This window comes from Bradyrhizobium sp. CCGUVB1N3 (genome assembly GCF_024199925.1).
Taxonomy (GTDB): domain Bacteria; phylum Pseudomonadota; class Alphaproteobacteria; order Rhizobiales; family Xanthobacteraceae; genus Bradyrhizobium.
Window position 1 is genome coordinate 245,538 of record NZ_JANADR010000001.1, and the last position, 17,034, is coordinate 262,571.

Here is a 17,034-nt window from a genome sequence, read left to right on the forward strand (position 1 = left end):
AATAGAGGCTGATGCAATGACCGACAATCGCTTCTTCAATCGATCGGAGCTCATCGGAATTCTGGTGCTTGCGGTCCTCCTGGTGGTGATCCTTCCGCTCACGCTCGATGTCTTCCGGCTCAATCTGGTCGCAAAATATCTGACCTATGCCTTCGTCGCGCTCGGGCTGGTGATCTGCTGGGGCTATGGCGGCATTCTCAGCCTCGGGCAGGGCGTGTTTTTCGGTCTCGGCGGCTACTGCATGGCGATGTTTCTCAAGCTCGAAGCATCGAGCGTCGAGAACACCAAGATCCAGTCCACACCGGGAATTCCCGATTTCATGGACTGGAATCAGATCACCGCGCTGCCGTTCTTCTGGAAGCCCTTTCACAGCCTCACCTTCACGATCGCCGCCATTGTTCTGGTGCCCGGTATCTTCGCCCTGATCATCGGCACGGCGATGTTCAAGCGCCGGGTCGGCGGGACCTATTTCGCCATCATCACGCAGGCCGTCGCGGCCATCCTGACCATCCTGATCGTAGGGCAGCAGGGCTACACGGGCGGCATCAACGGCATGACCGACCTGCGCACGCTGAAAGGGTGGGACGTCCGTCCCGACCACGCCAAGATCGTCCTGTACTTCTTCGAAGTCGGATGCCTGTTCGTCTGTGTCATGATCGCTCAGTTCGTCCGGCACTCCAAGCTCGGGCGCATTCTGGTCGCGATGCGGGAGAAGGAGGACCGGGTTCGGTTCTCCGGATATAGCGTCGCCAACTTCAAGATTTTCGCGTTCTGCATCGCGGCCGTATTCGCAGCGATCGGCGGCGCCATGTTCGCGCTCAATGTCGGCTTCATGTCGCCGTCCTTCGTCGGCATCGTGCCGTCGATCGAGATGGTGATTTACACTGCGGTCGGCGGCCGGCTTTCGATCCTCGGTGCGGTCTACGGCACGCTGCTGGTCAATTTCGCCAAGACCGGCCTGTCGGAATCCTTTCCCGAACTGTGGCTCTTTGGATTGGGCGGGTTGTTCATCGCCGTGGTCCTTGCCTTCCCGAACGGTCTCGCCGGGATCTGGGGTGACTATGTGCAGCCGCGCATCGACCGCCTGATCTCGTCGCGCAAATCGAAACCCGACGGCGGCTGGACCGACAGCTCGGTCGCCGACGGCGCGCCTGCGGAGTGAGGAGATCATCATGCTCATAGGTCACCAGCCCAAGGATTTCCTGCTCGCGGTATCCGGCCTGACCGTCTCCTTCGACGGATTCAAGGCGGTCAACGATCTCTCCTTCTATGTCGACGAGAACGAAATTCGCGTCATCATCGGCCCCAACGGTGCCGGCAAGACCACCGTGCTCGACCTGATCTGCGGCAAGACCAAAGCAACCTCGGGCTCGATTCAGTTCCGCAGCCAGGAGCTGACCCGGATGAAGGAAAACGAGATCGTGAAGGCGGGGGTCGGCCGCAAGTTCCAGAACCCCTCGATCTATGACGATCTCACCGTGTTCGAGAACCTGGAAATTTCCTACCCGCGCGGCCGCTCGGTGTTCGGTGCGCTGACCTTCACCCGTGACGCCGCGGTGCGCGACCGCGTGCATGAAGTTGCCGAAATGATCTTCCTGAAGGATCGGCTGAACGTGAATGCCGACCTGCTCAGCCACGGCCAGAAGCAGTGGCTCGAGATCGGCATGCTGCTGATCCAGGACCCGGACCTCCTGATGCTGGATGAACCCGTCGCCGGCATGAGCGTGTCCGAGCGCGCCAAGACTGCCGAGCTTCTCAACCGCATCATCAAGAACCGCTCGGTGCTGGTGATCGAGCACGACATGAAGTTCGTCGAGGACATCGCGCACAAGGTCACCGTGCTGCATCAGGGCCAGATCCTCTCGGAGGGCACGATGGAGAAGGTGAAGAACGACCCCAAGGTCATCGAAGTGTACCTCGGTCATTAAGGAGCGGCGCATGTTGGCAATTTCCGATCTTCACGTCGCCTACGGCCAGAGCGAAGTGCTGCACGGTCTCAACGTCAAGGTTGCGCCCAACGAAATCGTCGCGATCATGGGCCGCAACGGTATGGGCAAGACGACGCTGATGAAGTCGCTGATGGGCATTTTGCCGGCGAAGAGCGGCTCCGTGACCATGGACGGCGCCGAGCTCGGCGCGCTCAAGAGTTACGAGCGCGTCGCCAAAGGCCTCGCCTATGTGCCGCAGGGACGGATGATCTTCTCGACCATGACGGTGAAGGAGAACATCGAGACCGGGCTGGTCGTCGCCGGCGAATCCGAGGTGCCCGGCGATATCTACGAATTGTTTCCGGTGCTGCTGGAAATGAAGGGTCGCCGCGGTGGCAATCTCTCGGGCGGCCAGCAGCAACAGCTCGCGATCGCACGCGCACTCGCGACCAAGCCGAAGGTGCTGCTGCTGGATGAGCCGACCGAAGGCATCCAGCCCTCGATCATCAAGGACATGGCGCGGACCCTGAAGCGCATCCGCGACGAGAAGGGGCTCTCGATCGTCGTGTCCGAACAGGTCCTGAGCTTTGCGCTCGATATCGCCGATCGCATGCTCGTCATCGAGAACGGCGAGATCGTCCGCGACGATCCGCGGAACTCCGTCGATGCCGCGCAGGTCTCGAAGTATCTGTCCGTCTAATCAACCGTGTAAAAGGGGAGCATCTCGATGCCAGAGACACTGATCAAAGTCGATCTCACCAAATCGGCCTATGAAAACGACATGGTGCACAATCGCTGGCACCCCGATATTCCGATCGTGGCGTGGGTCAATCCGGGCGATGACTTCATCATCGAGACCTATGACTGGACCGGCGGTTTCATCAAGAACAACGATTCCGCCGATGACGTGCGCGACATCGACCTGTCGATCGTGCACTTCCTCTCCGGCCCGATCGGTGTCAAGGGTGCCGAGCCCGGCGACCTCCTCGTCGTCGATCTCCTCGACGTCGGTCCGCTCAAGGAGAGCCTCTGGGGCTTCAACGGATTCTTCTCCAAGCAGAATGGCGGCGGCTTCCTCACCGATCACTTCCCACTTGCGCAGAAGTCGATCTGGGACATCAAGGGCCTCTACACCTCCTCACGCCATGTGCCCGGTGTGAATTTTGCGGGCCTGATCCATCCCGGCCTGATCGGCTGTCTGCCCGATCCGAAGATGCTGGATACGTGGAACAAGCGCGAGGCGGAGCTGATCTCGACCAATCCGACCCGCGTGCCTGGCCTTGCCAACCCGCCGTTCGCGCCGACCGCGCATGGCGGCCGGGCCAAGGGCGATGCCAAGGCCAAGATCGGTGCCGAGGGTGCGCGCACCGTGCCGCCGCGCGAGCATGGCGGCAATTGCGACATCAAGGATCTCTCGCGCGGCTCAAAAATCTACTTCCCGGTCTATGTGCCCGGCGCCGGTCTCTCGATGGGCGATCTGCACTTCAGCCAGGGCGACGGCGAGATCACTTTCTGTGGTGCCATCGAGATGGCCGGCTGGCTGCATCTGAAGGTCGAGGTGATCAAGGACGGCATGTCGAGGTACGGCATCAAAAACCCGATCTTCAAGCCGTCGCCGATCACGCCGAACTACAAGGACTATCTGATCTTCGAGGGTATCTCGGTCGATGAGGCCGGCAAGCAGCACTATCTCGACGTTCACATCGCCTATCGCCAGGCCTGCCTGAATGCGATCGAGTATCTGAAGAAGTTCGGTTACTCCGGCGCCCAGGCCTACTCGATCCTCGGCACCGCGCCGTGCCAAGGCCACATCTCGGGCGTGGTCGACGTGCCCAATGCCTGTGCCACCCTGTGGCTGCCGACCGAGATCTTCGACTTCGACGTGATGCCATCGGCGGCCGGTCCCATCAAGCACATCACGGGTGATATCCAGATGCCGATATCGCCGGACAAGTAATCCCTGCGCGAGAAGGAGGCGGGGCGGCTTCGTCTTTGCCGCCCCGCATCCGCCGCGGGTTGGGTTGAACAGACAACAGCGTAGGGATGATGCGATGCCGGTCTATGAATATTGCTGTGACGACTGCGGTCCCTTTAAGGACCTGCGCCCGATGGCCGAATGCGACGATCCGCAGGCGTGTCCGCAATGCGAGGTCCTCGCGCCGCGAGTGATTCTCACCGCGCCGAATTTCTTCTGCATGCCCTCGGAGAAGCGAAAGGCCCACGCCGTCAACGAGCGCAGCACGCACGCGCCGCAGACGCTCGCGCAATACAAGGCCTCGCATGGTCCCGGTTGCGGCTGCTGCTCGACAGGCAAGACAAAGCCGGCGCGGCTGACGACCAAGACGAGAGGTGGCGCCAAGGGCTTTCCGACCGCGCGTCCCTGGATGATCAGCCATTGACGTTCACGCGGCCGTCTGATCGGCGGCCAATTCAAACCAGAACAGAAGGCATCGCCAATGCTTCACGGTGACATTTCTTCCAGCAACGACACGGTCGGCGTCGCGGTCGTCAACTACAAGATGCCGCGGCTGCACACCAAGGCCGAGGTGCTCGACAACGCCCGCAAGATCGCCGACATGATCGTGGGCATGAAGACCGGCCTGCCGGGCATGGATCTCGTGATCTTTCCGGAATATTCCACGCACGGCATCATGTACGACTCGAAGGAGATGTACGACACCGCCTCGTCGATCCCGGGTGCGGAGACGGAAATCTTCGCGGACGCGTGCCGCAAGGCCAAGGTTTGGGGCGTCTTCTCGCTCACCGGCGAACGTCACGAGGAGCATCCGCACAAGGCGCCGTACAACACGCTGATCTTGATGAACGACAAGGGCGAGATCGTCCAGAAATACCGCAAGATCATGCCGTGGGTGCCGATCGAGGGCTGGTATCCGGGCAACTGCACCTATGTGTCCGAGGGGCCGAAAGGCCTGAAGGTCAGCCTGATCATCTGCGACGACGGAAACTTCCCGGAGATCTGGCGCGATTGCGCCATGAAGGGCGCCGAACTGATCGTGCGCTGCCAGGGCTATATGTATCCGGCCAAGGAGCAGCAGGTGCTGATCTCGAAGGCCATGGCCTGGGCCAACAACGTCTATGTCGCGGTGGCTAACGCCGCGGGCTTCGACGGAGTCTACTCGTATTTCGGCCACTCCGCGATCATCGGCTTCGATGGCCGCACCTTGGGTGAGACCGGCGAGGAGGAATACGGCATCCAGTACGCGGGCCTATCGAAGAGCCTGATCCGCGATGCGCGCCGTAACAACCAGTCGCAGAACCACCTCTTCAAGCTGCTGCATCGCGGCTACACTGGCATGATCAATTCCGGCGAGAGCGCGAAGGGCCTGGCTGCCTGTCCCTACGACTTTTATTCGAAGTGGATCGCCGATCCCGAAGGCACGCGGGATATGGTCGAGGCGATGACCCGCTCGACCGCGGGAACGGCCGAATGCCCGATCGAAGGCATTCCCAACGATAAATCCGCGACCAACTACTAGGGCACGTACTCATAAATCGTGGTGATTCCCGCTTTGACCAGACACCCGACCGTCTTTGTGCGAGACCGCAGTAATACGCGAAGGGCCATCAAGCGACGTTCCAAATGAAGGGGGCCGCCAACTGAGGCGGCCTTACTCTGCGGGCTGGTCGCTCAACGATTTTCGTGGCGATCGTTCAAGCTATCAACTTCTCGATCGTCTCCGGCAAAAAAGCCTCGTTGGGCAAGCGCTCTGGCCCGACCATTGACGCCGGCAGAGGAGACAATTGGCGATTGCGCATACGTTCGGCAACCCGGGCCCTTCGGGCCCTGGCTTCTTCCCCGAACTCCACCCTCAGCTTTGTTGCGAGACGTGCCGAAGTTCGCAACCGGCGCATCCGCTCGCGTCTTTCCTCGACGTAAGGCAAAAAGTCACTCCGATTCCAATTCCTGTTCGAGATAAGAATGTCACTTACAATCCTGACATCTCGCGCGGCAATGGATACTCCTTGACCAGTAATTGGATCGTTATGCCCGGCGGCATCGCCGACGAGAACCACGCCAGGAGCGGTCGGATCGTCCACCCAGTGATCTTCGTTAGAGAACGAATTGAAGGGACCGATTGGGGTGCCGGCAAGGACAGCCTCCGCATAGGGCAGGCACTTCAGCCGGAAGGCCCGCAAGAGCCTCGCCTCTCTATCCGGTCCAGCAAACTTCGCTCGATCGGCAAAGTCGTAGGCCGCGTAAAGCCGAACCAGATCGTTACCCTGCGGAAAGATCAAATAGTGCAGACTGCCCTCGGTCCCGATTGTCTGTATGTTTCGAGGGAAAGCCGGAACGTTCGCAACGAGCATTCCACCGATGAGACTGTGCGGTTCATCCGCGAGAACGGAGAAGCCTAGCTGCTTTCTCACGGTGGAGTTGCGGCCGTCGGCGCCAATGACAAGGCGCGGCTTGAGTTGGATCGGTGATCCATCGGATACAAATGATACGGTCGGTCGATTGCCTGCCGTGACTTCGATATCTTTGATACCATTTAGGACTTTCGCTCCGGCCGCCCTCGCCGACACAGAGAAAGCGTTACACATCGTCGGATGGCCGATACACAGAGCGCCAGCGACGTCGGGCAACAGCTTGGAAACGTCTAATGCCCGCTCCTCGGCGACCTCGGGTGACCAGTTTTCATCGTAGGGAATGTTGCGCTCAATGTGCAGGCCGCCGTTCTCGTAAAGAACGTCGAGAAGCCCCAAGCGTTTGAACTCTACGACTCCCCAAGGCGGCATGTATTCGCCGCGTACCCGATCAGGATAAGTCGTTTCACGTTCTAGAACGAAGACTTCCAAACCATTTCTGGCCAAAACGGTGGCCAAAACGCCACCGGCAATTCCTCCACCAACAATGACGACATCCGGCGCCAAATCAGCCATGTATTCTCCAAATCAATAAGAAAACCAAAGCAGCACAATCAGTCACGACGACAAAATCAGAAAGTGACACGACCTTGACGGCCAAAAAAATGCGTCACCTCTTTGATAGCCTCCGCCTCTACCAATATTGAAATGCCTGTTCCAAACAGAGTCAACCGGAAGCAGGGGGCAAACTTTTGTGCAACTCCGCTGGCGATGCCGAGCCAGCACAAAGAGCACGGGCAGAGGAGGGCCCCCGGTCGCGGCGGCTGTAGCTATTGGCGTTTCTATCAGCCGAGTTCTTCGAGGCGGCGGGTCTGACGCGCGATCAGCCGTTCGATGTCGGCAATGTCTGCGGCCGACAGCGCTGCGCCCGGCTTGCGCAGGGTTGCGGATGCTATGACGCCACGCCTGGCCAGAACATATTTACGAACGGCAAGGCCAGGGCCGGGCTGTTGCTCGTAACGAGCCAGCGGCAGATAGGAATCGAACAGGTCGTGGGCGCGATCGACGTTGCCCGCCGTGTGGGCGCGCCGAACGTCGACCATCATCTCCGGATAGGCGAAGCCGGTCATGGCACCGTCGGCGCCGCGGCCGAGTTCCTCGGGCAGGAAGACGCCACCGTTTCCGACCAGGATCGAAATTCGCCGCGCTCTGCCGGCATCGCTGGCTGCACGCAGCGCGGATAGCTTGGCAAGGCCCGGCCAATCCTCGTGCTTGAGCATCACCAGATTGGCCAACCGCTCAACGATGGTCAGGATCACTTTGGGCGTGAACTGCACTTGAGTCGTCAGCGGAAAATCCTGGAGCACGAGCGGCGCGCCGGCGATCGCCTCGGCGACCATGTCGTAGTAGCCGACGATCTGATCGTCGGTGCGCAGCGAGGAGGGCGGCGCCACCATGACGCCTGCGGCGCCATCGTCCATCACCGCGCGGGTCAGCTCAGCCATGGCGGCCAAACCCGGCGCCGATACGCCAACGACGATCGGAACGCGGCCAGCGGCGCGAGCGAGGACGTGGCGAACCAGCCGCCGGGACTCTTCCGCGGTGAGCTTGGGCGCCTCGCCCATCATGCCGAGCAATGTGAGCCCGGTTGCCCCCTTCTCCAGATAGAAGTCGACCATGCGATCGGTGCTGTCGAGGTCGAGCGCTCCGGTGTCGGTGAAAGGTGTTACGGCGATCACGTAAACGCCGTTCGCAGTTTCGTTGAGCAAAGCCATGGGGGTTTCTCTTGTCTTCAGGAGGCTGTTGGGCAGGGGACAGTCAGTTGATCTCGCAGCGGCAGACAGAACTAGGATGTCGCGACATCGGCTTGAACCCATTCGAGAGCAGAGATCACGCCGCTGATGAGATTGCTGGCCAGGAGATGCTCACTTGTGAGATCGCTGCCGCCGCGGACTTCGATCAGTGAATCGCCGATGCGATCGATCTGCCGTCGCATCTCGCGTGCGAGCTTGATGGCTTCGTCCTCCTCGATCGCCTGAAAGCGGAGGCGCTCACCAGGGCGAAGCTGGGCCAGCCGGGGAAGATCCGCGGAGATGACGGTGGCAATTTTCGGATAGCCACCGGTCGTCTGGCGATCGGCGAGCAGGATGATCGGCTGGCCGTTACCGGGAATCTGGATGCTGCCGAAGACGATGCCATCGGAGACGATCCCCACGGCGCCCGCATGGGCGACCCGGGGTCCTTCGAGCCGGCAGCCCATGCGATCGGACAGGGGAGTGACAGCGTAGTCGGAGCCGAGGAACGTTGCGATACCCTCGGCGCTAAAGGCGTCGTCCTGCGGGCCGAGGAGGACGCGGACAGGTCCATTCGGTCGGACGCGGCAGGCGGGGGACACCATGAGATGCGGCCTGCCCGGCAAACCCGGGAGCGCCAGTGGCAGCAGATCGCCCTTGCGCAGCGGACCGCCGTTGAGCCCACCGAGCTGGCTGCGCGAATGCGTCGCCACGCTGCCGAGCATCGGCTTGATCTGAAAGCCGCCAGAGACGGCGAGAACGGCACGCGCTCCGTCCCGCGCCGCGCCGATCACGAGGTGCTGGCCTGATTTCAAATCATGCGTCTCGTGGGAGGTAACCGGACGGCCATCGATCATCATCGCAAAATCGGCGCCGGCAAGCGCGATGCGTATGTCACCATTGACGCAAGCGAGCACCGGACCGGCCAGGGTGACTTCGAGCGCAGCGGTGCCGACGGTATTGCCGACCAGCGCATTGGCGATTGCGAGCGCAATCGGATCCATCGCCCCGGACTCGGAAATGCCGAACCGTTGCCAGCCGCGACGGCCGAGGTCCTGAATTGTCGTGGCGAGACCGGGCTCGATTACTTCAAGATGTGCAGACATCGCGCCGCTCACGCCGTGTGCTCTTCTTTTTCGGCGATGATCTCGCCGGCTTCCGCGGCGCGTTCGAGTGCAGCACATTCGGCACTGCCGATCGGACGAAAGCGAACGAGATCGCCGGCGCGAAACAGGAAGGGCTCGGTCTCGCGCCGCGGATCATAGGAGCGCACGGGCGTGCGTCCCAGCATGTGCCAGCCGCTTGGTGCGGGGAGCGGTGGAGAAATGGCGGCCTGCTGGCCTCCGACGGAGACGCTGCCTGGAGGCACGACCAGCCTTGGCTCGGGGCGCCGGTCGACGTGAAGGAAGGGATCGAGCCCGCCGAGATAGGTCAGCCCGGGCATGAAGCCGATCATGTAGACGCGATATTCAGCCGCGCTGTGCCGCGCCACGATGTCGTCGGTCGTCGTATTGAGGCGTTGAGCAAGCCAGTCGAGATCCATCCCATTGTCGCCGCCATAGGCGACGGGAACGGTCCAACGACGACGAAGCTGTCCCTCCGGCGCCACCGGCGGCCACAGCGCCATGATCTCGGATTCGACATCGCCTCGTGACAGTACGGTCGGATCGAAGCAGACCAGCAGCGTGCGGTAGGTCGGTACGAGTTCCACGATACCGCGCAGCGCGCGATCGGTCAGCGCGCGGTCGAGATCGACGACGCGCGCATTGACCTCCGCGGCGATCCCGTCTCCGACTTCGACGGTCAGCGCTGCGTCGCCGGACCGGCGGAAACGCGGCAGAGCGTAGAGAGCGTCGGATGTCATGCTTGTTGATCGCTCGTCATAAGATTTATGGCCGCGCTCTACTCTTCGAAAAGTGACGCAGTCCCATGCAAGCGGCGCGCCGGATTCCTCGTGACCTGCGCCTCACGCCATGTCTATATCGTACACGCGCGAAACGAGGACGACGATGACTCTGATCGATATGAACTGCGACATGGGCGAGGGCTTTGGCGTCTACACGCTCGGCGACGACGCCGAGATGCTGCGAACCGTCACCTCCGCGAACATCGCCTGCGGCTTCCATGCCGGCGATCCGCTGGTGATGCATCGCACCTTGACGGACGCGAAGGCCAACGGCGTGCAGGCGGGTGCGCATCCCGGCTTCCTCGATCTCTGGGGCTTTGGCCGCAGGCCGATCCAAGGCGAGCGTCCCGCCGACATCGAGAAGATCGTCCTCTATCAAGTGGGCGCCCTGATGGCGCTGGCATCCGACGCCGGTTGCGTCATTCGCCACGTCAAGACGCACGGCGCGCTCGGCAACATCGCGGCCGAGGACCGCGATCTCGCTGAAGCGGTGGCACGGGCGATCCGCACCATCGATCGCAACCTGATCTTCGTGGTGATGCCCGGTCAGGAGACCGAGCGCGCCGGCGAGAAATTCGGCCTGCCGCTGGTGCGCGAGATCTATGCCGATCGGGCCTATGCCGACAACGGCAATCTGGTGTCGCGTCGTCTTGCGGGCGCCGTGATTCATGATGCGGAGGTCGCTTCCGAGCGGGTCATTCGCATAGTCGAGGATCGCGCCATCACCTGCCTGTCGGGAACGCGGCTGCCGACCCGGATCGACAGCGTCTGCGTCCATGGCGATACGCCGGGTGCGGTCGCGATGGCGCAGCGCCTGCGCGAGCGGCTGGCTTCGGCCGGCATCACCCTTGCCCCGATGTCGGAGGTCATCGGCGCCTGATTTCGGGCGCAGGCGATCATCGTTCCTCATTCCAGCATCAGATGGGTGAGGACGGTGGCCGCGGCATGAAAATCCTCGATCCGCATCGCTTCATGCGGATTGTGGCTGCCATTCTGGTTGCGCACGAACAGCATGACGCTGGGGATGCCGGCATTGGCGAACACCGCCGCATCGTGGCCCGCACCGCTCGGCATCGACAGATGCGGGATGCCGAGACGATCGGCGATGCTGCCGAGCTGGCGCAACAAATCTGCGCTCATCACCGCCGGCTGGCTCCCGGTTCGCTCTCCGAGCGCGAAGCGGACGCCGCGCCTGGTCTCGATCTCGGCGACGAACGTCAGAAGCCGGGCGTGGATTTCATCCAGGAGATCGCGATCGGCGCTGCGCACGTCGAGACAGAAGTTGAGCTCACCAGGGATCTTGCTGAAGCCGTGCTGGCTCGCGTCGGTGAAGACCTCGCCGAACGTGATGGTCGCGGCTCGGCCGGCGCCGTCGAGCTCGCTCCAGAACCGGTCGAGTGACTGGATCAGGTCCGAGACCGCGAACACCGCGTCTTGACGGTACCGGCGCGGCACCGCGCCGGAATGCCCGTAGCTGCCGAGGCAACGTGCCTTGCGATAGCGAAAACTGCCGCTGATGCCGGTGACGAGACCAAGCGGAATCTTCTCCGCTTCCAGCGCCGGTCCTTGTTCGATATGCGTTTCGACGAAGCCGTGGACGCGCTCGGGCGTGAGCAGCCGTTCGCCCTTGGCGACCCCTTCAGGCGACAATCCTAGCTCGCGCATGTGGTCGCGAAGCGGGCGTCCAGTGTCGGAGCGGGGCAGATCGAGCAACTCGGGGGGCAGCAGGCCGAGCAGGGTGCGGCTGCCGATATAGGAGGCAGGAAACCAGTTGCTCTCCTCGGCGCGGGTCGCGACGACGATGACCGGACGTCTCGGCCGTTGGCCCGCACGCTTCAGTCCAGCGATCGCGGCAAGTCCCGCGATGACGCCGGCGGCCCCGTCAAAGTTGCCCCCGTGCGGCACAGAGTCCAGATGCGAGCCGACGACCCAGGCCGGAAGATCGGGCTCCGTTCCCGAAAGAGTGAGCAATAGATTGCCGGCGGCGTCGACGGCGCGGATGAGTCCGAGCCCGGCGGCCTCCTTGCTGATGAGATCATGCGCGCGCTGTTCGCCGGTACCATAGGCATCGCGGGTCACACCCGGCTCGTCGTGGCTCTGCTCCGCCAATTGATCGAAGAGGCGAACCGCGAGCTCGCGGTCCGCGCTGAGCAGCGGGTGAATGGTCATGCGCGCGCTCCGCGGCGTTGCGGCCAGACCGCAGGGTTAACAAGGAAACGAGGCCGTTCGCCGGCGAGCGCCGCGAGGACGCCGCTGGCGACGTCCTCCGCGGTGCGGGCAAGGCTCGCTTCGGTCGAACCGGCGATGTGCGGCGTCAGTAGCAGCCGCGGGTGGTGGAGCAGGGGATGATCCGCCGGCATGTTTTCGCTTGCGAAGACATCGAGACCGGCACCGGCAAGCGGGCCATTGTCGAGCGCATGGATGAGGGCCATCTCGTCCACGACGCCGCCACGGCCGGTGTTCACCAGAAACGAGCCCGGCCGCATGGCCGCAAATTGCGTCGCGCCGATCAGCTCTTTGGTGGATGCAGTCAGCGGCAAATGCAGCGAGACGATATCGGATCGCGACAGCAGGTCACGAAGCTCGGCGACAGGCTCGACGCCGGTCTCCGCGTAGATTTCCGGCGCGGTTTCGAGGGAATGGGCAATCACCTTCAGCCCGAGCGCCTTCGCGAGAAACGCGGTCTGGCGGCCGATGCTGCCGAAGCCGACAACGCCGAGCGTCAGCCCATGAAGCTCCACGAGCCGGGTGCGGTATTTGAAGCCGAAATCACCGGCGCGCGTGGCGCGGTCGGCTGCGGCCAGCGACTTGGTGAGTGCGAAGATCAGTGCAATCGCGTGCTCGGCAACGGCGCGCACATTGCTCTGCGGTGCATTGACGACGGCGATTCCGCGTGTGGTTGCGAGCGGAACGTCGATCGCATCCACACCAACGCCGTGGGAGCCGATCACCTGGAGCGCCGGCGCAGCCTCGATCGCGGCGGTCGGAAAGCCGGCGCTGCGCGTCACGACGACGACGCAGTCGCCAGCCTCCCGGACGAGCGTTTGTGCATCGACGACCTGTTTGAGATGACGCAGCGTGAGCCCGCCCCGCACGAGGAGATCCAGCCCAGCCCGATGGATCGGCTGAACGATCAGGCAGGTTCGCGAAGCCTCGGCCATGCTCATTTCCTGTGCATCGGGAGCCTAAAAAATACCATGTGAACTCCAATGGTATACCATTAACCTGCGGGCATGGAGTTTTTCAAGAGTTGAAATTCGGCTTCGCAAACGAGAGCAGCCGGCGCGCTGAAAACGCATTGAGCCGGCCGGCGAGATGGAGAGAGAAGGTGGCATTCGTCGGGAGACACTCGTGACCGCAACGTCAGCCGATGCGCCGATCCTGAAACTGAAGGACATCCGCAAGCGCTTCGACGCGAACGAGGTGCTGAAGGGCGTGTCGCTCGACGTTGCCGCCGGCGAAGTGATCTCGATCATCGGCGCCAGCGGCTCCGGCAAGAGCACGTTTCTGCGTTGCGTCAATCTGATGGAGATTCCCGACGAAGGTTTCATGGACTTCGGCCGTTTCTCCTTCGACTACATCGAAGGGGCGCGGCGCCAGCCGACGCCGCTCCAGCTCCGCGAATTGCGCGCGCAGATCGGCATGGTGTTCCAGAGCTACAATCTGTGGCCGCACATGACGGTGCTCGAAAACGTCATCGAGGCGCCGGTGCGGGTCAAGAAGGTGCCGCGCAAGGAGGCGATCGAGCAGGCGGAGGCGCTGCTCCAGCGCATTGGTCTGTACGAGAAACGCGGCGCCTATCCCTCGAAATTGTCCGGCGGCCAGCAGCAGCGCGTCGCGATCGTGCGGGCGCTGGCGATGAAGCCGGAGGTGATGCTGTTCGACGAAGTGACATCCGCGCTTGATCCCGAGTTGGTCGGCGAGGTGCTGGAGCTGATGGGATCGCTCGCCACCGACGGCATGACCATGCTGCTGGTCACCCATGAGATCGCGTTTGCGCGCGACGTGTCCTCGCGCGTCGTCTTCTTCGATCAGGGCGTCATCGCCGAGGCGGGGGCGCCGCGCGACATCCTCGCAGAACCCAAGAGCGATCGTCTGCGCCAGTTCCTCAAGCGCGTCCTGCATCAGGGGGTGGCCGGATGACCTTCACCCCGTTGTTTCACCGGATCTGACGACGATGAACCTGACGAACATCAAAGAGTGGATCGTCGACTTCGCGGCCTACGTGCCTGGCTTCGCGAAGGCTGCCGGGATCGTTCTCGTCTTGACGCTGCTGATCATCATCGTGAGCTGGATCTGCGGTCTGATCGCGGCGCTCGGCAAGCAATCGCGATTGAAGTTCGTCCGCTCCGCCGCATCCTTCTATGTCTGGTTCATCCGCGGCACGCCGACCCTCGTGCAGGTGTTCATCGTCTATTTCGGCTTTCCGCAGCTCGGCCTGAAACTGTCGCCATTCGTCGCCGGCACGCTCGCGCTCGGCATTTCCAGCGGCGCCTATGTCGCCGAAACCATCCGAGCCGGCCTCACCGCGATCCCGAAGGGCCAGATGGAATCCGCGCTAGCGCTCGGCATGAGTCGGGCCGGTGCGATGCAGCGCATCATCCTGCCCCAGGTGTTCCGCATCATTCTTCCCTCGCTGACCAACGAGGCGATCGCGGCGCTGAAGAACACCTCGCTGCTGTCCACCATCACGGTGGTCGAGCTGACGCTCTATTCGCAGCTCCTGATCGCCAGCACTTTCCGGCCCTTCGATTTCTACATTGCCAGCGCGTTGATCTACCTCGTCATGACGTCGCTGCTCTCCAGGCTCGCGCACTGGCTCGAGCGGCGTTACGCGCTTCGTTACTGACCTTCAAGGAAGCGACAATTCACGGACATGCAAGCCACAACCACGAAAGGACCCGATTGATGATCTCGCGACGGCAATTCTCCCTCCTGGCAGTCGGCATCGGCCTGACGCTCGCAACTCCCGCATCCGCCGCCGATCTCGAGCTGATCCAGCCAGGCAAGCTGCTGGTGGCGACGCAGGGCACGTTCGCCCCCTTCTCCATGCGAGGGCCGGATGGTGAACTCGATGGCCTGGAGATCCGCGTCGTCAAGGAGATCGCGCGTCGTCTCAAGCTTGAATACTCGCCCGTCATCAGTCAGTTCGATGCCGCCCTCGTCGGCCTTCTCGCCGGTCAGTACGACATGACCAGCGTTTCGATGGACATCACGGCGGCGCGTCAGAAACAGGTGACCTTCGCCGACGGCTGGCTCGCATCGGGGGCCATGATCCTCACCCGCAAGCAGACTGGGATCCGCACCGGTGAAGATCTGAAGGGTAAGAATGTCGGCACCGTCGCCGCCTCGACCTTCGGCAAGATCGCCGAGCAGAACGGCGCCACGCTGAAGAGCTACAAGGCGGAAGTCGACGCGGTACAGGATCTCGTCAACGAGAATCTCGACGCCGTTGTCACCGATGCGGTCGCCGCTAACTACGCGATCAAGGCCAGGAAGTTGCCGCTGGTCACCGGCGAGGGCACACTGAGCCAGGTCCAGAAGGGATTCGCCATCCAGAAGGGCAAGCCGAACCTGACCAAGGCGATCAACGGTGCCTTGGCGGATATGATCGCCGACGGTACCTATGCGAAGCTGACGAGCGACCTGATCGGTTTCGATCCGCATCCGAAAGAGCCGATCCGCAGCGAGCTCTGAGCAATCGCTGCAAACGTCGAATCAATTTCGCCCGGCTGTTCCGGTAGCTTCGGAGACAGCCGGGCGCAGCAGTGAAGGAAATTGGCGACATGCCGCGCAGGCCGACTACAGCGAGGAAGGCATCCAGCCGACATCAGCCCTCGTCCGACGTGTCCGTTCTGCTCGCGCCGACCGAGAAGAGCCTGAGCCAGCTCGCTTATGAGCGTATTCTGGACTTGCTGGTGAAACGCGAGCTGCCGGCCGGCACGGTGATGCAGGAGCGGCGGCTCGCTGAGTTTCTCGACATTTCGCGGACGCCGATCCGCGAGGCGCTCTATCGCCTGGAAACCGAGGGGCTGGTGGCGCGTGCGCCCGGCAACAGCCTGATCGTCAAGGAATTCTCTCTCCATGAGTTCATCGAGATCCTGCAGGTCCGCCGGGTTCTCGAGGCCGAGGCGGCGGTGCTGTCGATCAATCGCATTGCGTCGCCGGAGCTTGATGATGTGGAGGCGCACATTCTGCGCCTGCGCGAACGCGGCGATCCCAATACGCCGGAGAATCGCGAGATCGACAGGCGGTTCCACGAGCTGCTCGCCGAAAACAGCGGCAATGCCGTCCTCGCGGGCTTGATCCGCGATCTGCGGCTAAAGACCCAGATGTTCAATCTCAGCCGTCTGCCGGAGCGGTTCATTCCCGTCCACAACGAGCACCTGGCCATCATCGCTGCATTGCGGGCCAAGGACCCTGCGGCAATTCGTGCCGGCATCGACGCTCATATTGAGAACATCAAGCTCAGCATCATGCGCAAGCTCGGCGCGATCGGCTGATCAGGCGATCGACGCGAAGCGGCGAGGTGACCAGGCTGCGCTCGATGGTCTGATCTATCCCGCCTCAAGGACGGCGCCGAAGGCGTCCGCTGGATCGAGAACTGCGTACGCTCGGCCGGCGCCGACTCGGTGTGGGAAAAGGTGCTTGACGAAGCGGCAGAAGCCGGGTTCGGTGGTCTCGAGCTCGGACTTACGGCTATCTGCCCCCCGATACAGCGCGGTCTCGGGCGCGTTTGAGCGGCGTGGGCTCAGCATCGTTGCCGGGACCATCTTTGAGGGATTTGGTCTCTCCGAAAAATCGTGACAATCTGCTCCGGCAAACTGATGAGATCTGCCCGCTGATCGTGAGCCTTCCCAAACCCGCGATGATGGCCAGCGTCATGAGGCGCCTTACCTCACGGTCATGGATTGGGGACACGACGTGCGCGACTTCGCAGCCGGCCATTTGGATCGCGCGCCGCGCCTTGGAGCAAGCTGGAGCGCGACCTCGCAAGACCGGCTCGATTCTCGGCGATCTCGTGGCCAGCCGCGATTTCCTGCGGCGAGCAGGCTTCTAGTATAACCGAACAGAAAGTGAG

At 62.4% G+C, this 17,034-nt stretch carries 17 protein-coding genes and 2 pseudogenes; 13 read left to right on the forward strand and 6 right to left on the reverse strand.

What is annotated here, in order from left to right; translation table 11 throughout:
* Positions 1–16: 16 nt before the first annotated feature.
* The 6 genes from urtC to NLM33_RS01105 all read left to right on the forward strand — a co-directional run bounded on the left by urtC (position 17) and on the right by NLM33_RS01105 (position 5,425).
* Positions 17–1,162 carry an urea ABC transporter permease subunit UrtC gene (gene urtC / locus NLM33_RS01080; protein ID WP_254093927.1) on the forward strand — a complete coding sequence of 382 codons (1,146 nt, stop codon included), beginning with the start codon at positions 17–19 and terminating at the stop codon, positions 1,160–1,162.
* A gap of 10 nt (positions 1,163–1,172) precedes the next feature.
* The gene (urtD, locus tag NLM33_RS01085) at positions 1,173–1,928 is read left to right on the forward strand and encodes an urea ABC transporter ATP-binding protein UrtD (protein ID WP_254093929.1); all 756 of its coding nucleotides are present in this window, start codon (positions 1,173–1,175) and stop codon (positions 1,926–1,928) included.
* 10 nt (positions 1,929–1,938) lie between these two features.
* Complete coding sequence (gene urtE / locus NLM33_RS01090) at positions 1,939–2,628, forward strand: urea ABC transporter ATP-binding subunit UrtE (protein ID WP_254093931.1); 690 nt, start codon at positions 1,939–1,941, stop codon at positions 2,626–2,628.
* 27 nt (positions 2,629–2,655) lie between these two features.
* Complete coding sequence (gene fmdA / locus NLM33_RS01095) at positions 2,656–3,885, forward strand: formamidase (RefSeq protein ID WP_254093933.1); 1,230 nt, start codon at positions 2,656–2,658, stop codon at positions 3,883–3,885.
* Between the two features lie 94 nt (positions 3,886–3,979).
* On the forward strand, positions 3,980–4,327 hold the full coding sequence (locus NLM33_RS01100; protein ID WP_254093934.1) for a zinc ribbon domain-containing protein: 348 nt from the start codon (positions 3,980–3,982) through the stop codon (positions 4,325–4,327).
* Between the two features lie 57 nt (positions 4,328–4,384).
* On the forward strand, positions 4,385–5,425 hold the full coding sequence (locus tag NLM33_RS01105; RefSeq protein WP_254093935.1) for an aliphatic amidase: 1,041 nt from the start codon (positions 4,385–4,387) through the stop codon (positions 5,423–5,425).
* A 175-nt stretch (positions 5,426–5,600) separates the two neighbouring features.
* On the opposite strand, the gene NLM33_RS01110 is transcribed toward NLM33_RS01105, so the two are convergent.
* The 4 genes from NLM33_RS01110 to pxpB all read right to left on the reverse strand — a co-directional run bounded on the left by NLM33_RS01110 (position 5,601) and on the right by pxpB (position 9,911).
* Positions 5,601–6,830 (reverse strand): NAD(P)/FAD-dependent oxidoreductase, encoded by a 1,230-nt coding sequence (locus NLM33_RS01110; protein WP_254093936.1) that lies wholly within the window; start codon positions 6,828–6,830, stop codon positions 5,601–5,603.
* A 269-nt stretch (positions 6,831–7,099) separates the two neighbouring features.
* Positions 7,100–8,029, reverse strand: coding sequence for a dihydrodipicolinate synthase family protein (locus tag NLM33_RS01115; RefSeq protein WP_254093937.1), 930 nt, complete (start codon positions 8,027–8,029; stop codon positions 7,100–7,102).
* Between the two features lie 71 nt (positions 8,030–8,100).
* Complete coding sequence (locus NLM33_RS01120; RefSeq protein ID WP_254093938.1) at positions 8,101–9,153, reverse strand: biotin-dependent carboxyltransferase family protein; 1,053 nt, start codon at positions 9,151–9,153, stop codon at positions 8,101–8,103.
* Between the two features lie 8 nt (positions 9,154–9,161).
* Positions 9,162–9,911 carry a 5-oxoprolinase subunit PxpB gene (gene pxpB, locus NLM33_RS01125; RefSeq protein ID WP_254093939.1) on the reverse strand — a complete coding sequence of 250 codons (750 nt, stop codon included), beginning with the start codon at positions 9,909–9,911 and terminating at the stop codon, positions 9,162–9,164.
* 145 nt (positions 9,912–10,056) lie between these two features.
* Here pxpB and NLM33_RS01130 point away from each other — a divergent pair, with 145 nt between their 5' ends.
* Positions 10,057–10,833: a LamB/YcsF family protein gene (locus NLM33_RS01130; protein ID WP_254093941.1), complete on the forward strand. Its 777-nt coding sequence runs from the start codon at positions 10,057–10,059 to the stop codon at positions 10,831–10,833.
* 26 nt (positions 10,834–10,859) lie between these two features.
* Here the strand turns inward: NLM33_RS01130 and NLM33_RS01135 are convergent, their stop codons facing one another.
* Positions 10,860–12,122, reverse strand: coding sequence for a Zn-dependent hydrolase (locus NLM33_RS01135; RefSeq protein WP_254093943.1), 1,263 nt, complete (start codon positions 12,120–12,122; stop codon positions 10,860–10,862).
* The gene (locus tag NLM33_RS01140) at positions 12,119–13,114 is read right to left on the reverse strand and encodes a hydroxyacid dehydrogenase (protein ID WP_254093944.1); all 996 of its coding nucleotides are present in this window, start codon (positions 13,112–13,114) and stop codon (positions 12,119–12,121) included. Before NLM33_RS01140 ends, NLM33_RS01135 begins: the two co-directional genes overlap by 4 nt.
* Before the next feature lie 190 nt (positions 13,115–13,304).
* Between NLM33_RS01140 and NLM33_RS01145 the strand changes: the two genes are divergently transcribed.
* The 6 genes and pseudogenes from NLM33_RS01145 to NLM33_RS49525 all read left to right on the forward strand — a co-directional run.
* Positions 13,305–14,096 (forward strand): amino acid ABC transporter ATP-binding protein, encoded by a 792-nt coding sequence (locus NLM33_RS01145; RefSeq protein ID WP_305880480.1) that lies wholly within the window; start codon positions 13,305–13,307, stop codon positions 14,094–14,096.
* 34 nt (positions 14,097–14,130) lie between these two features.
* Positions 14,131–14,802 (forward strand): amino acid ABC transporter permease, encoded by a 672-nt coding sequence (locus NLM33_RS01150; RefSeq protein ID WP_254093945.1) that lies wholly within the window; start codon positions 14,131–14,133, stop codon positions 14,800–14,802.
* Positions 14,803–14,861: 59 nt separating this feature from the next.
* Positions 14,862–15,650 carry a transporter substrate-binding domain-containing protein gene (locus tag NLM33_RS01155; protein ID WP_254093946.1) on the forward strand — a complete coding sequence of 263 codons (789 nt, stop codon included), beginning with the start codon at positions 14,862–14,864 and terminating at the stop codon, positions 15,648–15,650.
* Between the two features lie 89 nt (positions 15,651–15,739).
* The gene (locus NLM33_RS01160) at positions 15,740–16,456 is read left to right on the forward strand and encodes a GntR family transcriptional regulator (RefSeq protein ID WP_254093947.1); all 717 of its coding nucleotides are present in this window, start codon (positions 15,740–15,742) and stop codon (positions 16,454–16,456) included.
* Between the two features lies 1 nt (position 16,457).
* Positions 16,458–16,591, forward strand: a pseudogene (locus tag NLM33_RS01165) (gfo/Idh/MocA family oxidoreductase); the annotation flags it as partial.
* Positions 16,586–16,934: pseudogene (locus tag NLM33_RS49525) on the forward strand (AP endonuclease); the annotation flags it as partial. The pseudogenes NLM33_RS01165 and NLM33_RS49525, both read left to right, overlap by 6 nt.
* Between the last annotated feature and the right edge of the window lie 100 nt (positions 16,935–17,034).